At 50.9% G+C, this 1,095-nt stretch carries 3 protein-coding genes and 1 rRNA gene; all 4 read left to right on the top strand.

Annotated elements, in window-relative coordinates; all coding sequences use genetic code 11:
* Positions 1 to 117 (top strand): 16S ribosomal RNA (locus GAC_RS05260); the annotation flags it as partial.
* A gap of 87 nt (positions 118 to 204) precedes the next feature.
* The gene (locus GAC_RS06120; protein ID WP_338388781.1) at positions 205 to 387 is read left to right on the top strand and encodes a succinate dehydrogenase/fumarate reductase transmembrane subunit; all 183 of its coding nucleotides are present in this window, start codon (positions 205 to 207) and stop codon (positions 385 to 387) included.
* Positions 323 to 589 (top strand): succinate dehydrogenase, cytochrome b556 subunit, encoded by a 267-nt coding sequence (sdhC, locus tag GAC_RS05255; protein ID WP_241760183.1) that lies wholly within the window; start codon positions 323 to 325, stop codon positions 587 to 589. The genes GAC_RS06120 and sdhC overlap by 65 nt, the downstream gene beginning before the upstream one ends.
* An 11-nt stretch (positions 590 to 600) precedes the next feature.
* Positions 601 to 930, top strand: a complete 330-nt coding sequence (sdhD, locus tag GAC_RS05250) for a succinate dehydrogenase, hydrophobic membrane anchor protein (RefSeq protein WP_010263158.1) — start codon at positions 601 to 603, stop codon at positions 928 to 930.
* Positions 931 to 1,095 lie beyond the last annotated feature (165 nt).

Raw genomic sequence — 1,095 nt, 5'->3', positions numbered from 1 at the left:
AACTCGAAGCTGGTGCGCCAACCGTAAGGAGGCAGCCATTTAAGGTTGGGTCGGTGGACTGGGGTGAAGTCGTAACAAGGTAGCTGTAGGTGAACCTGCGGCTGGATTACCTCCTTTAGGCTTTTTGTCTGCTGTTCCGTCTTATGGCAGAGCGCAGGCAAACGTGCCGCCGTCTCTATTTCTGTTTTTGGTTTCGGAGGCCGCGTGGTGTTAAGGTCCAGACCTTTGTCTCCACATTTGCAGGTCTACAAGCTGCCTGTTGCTGCCTTGCTCTCTATCACTCATAGGGCTTCGGGCCTTTTCCTCTTTTTTTGGATTGTCGGTGCTGTCGTGGCTTTTTGTCCTGCTGCGTTGTGCGCCAGACTGTATCGCGCCCTTCTTGGCTAATCCCTTGGGATTCTTTCTTGTGAAGCTGCTATCGTTCTCTTGCTGTGTGGCTTTTTGTTACCACTACTTTAATGGGGTGCGGCATCTTTTGTGGGATTGTGGTGTTGGTCTCGACAAAACAGCTGTCACTGCCAGCAGCGCTTTTGTGCTGCTGCTGACGGCCGCGTTCTCGGTCGTCGCATTCTTTTTTGTTTGGTTGTAGTTCTGGCTCTTATGGGTGGAAGGTCTGTATATTTTTGGTGGATGCAAAGAATAGCTGGGCTGGTTATGCTGCCCGTACCGTTTTTGTTTGCGTTTTTCTACCGCTCTTACGGTTTTGAGTCTGTCCATGCTGCGGACTATGGCTTTTGTGCCAGCGTATCTGCTATTGCGCTTCTTGTTGCCGCGTTTTACCACGGGGTTTTGGGCGTGCAGGTGGTCCTGGAGGATTACGTCCACTCCGAAGTTCTGCGCGCCTTCATGATTACATTCTTCAGGCTATTTGCCCTGGTCACCGTGTGTGCGGTAACCTTGGCGATGCTTTTTGGACATAACATTAGGTGAAGCTGACGGCGTGTCTGCTGGTGTGCTACCCCACTCTTGAGCTATGGGGCAGGTTGGTTGGGCCGTGTGCCCTGTTGTGAAGTTTATTAATTTTTAGAGAATTTTCTCTAGAATGTTCCCCTTGCGTGTTGGGTTATTGAAGCGGGGATTATGTCCAGAGAGCTT

Source organism: Anaplasma marginale str. Florida, from assembly GCF_000215485.1.
GTDB lineage: Bacteria > Pseudomonadota > Alphaproteobacteria > Rickettsiales > Anaplasmataceae > Anaplasma > Anaplasma marginale.
The sequence above is the reverse complement of the archived record's forward strand: the minus strand, read 5'-3'. Positions and strand labels throughout refer to the sequence as shown.

Bases quoted from the DNA above. Each gene is read 5' to 3' on its own strand.
- sdhD (WP_010263158.1), top strand. From the start codon at position 601: ATGGGTGGAAGGTCTGTATATTTTTGGTGGATGCAAAGAATAGCTGGG.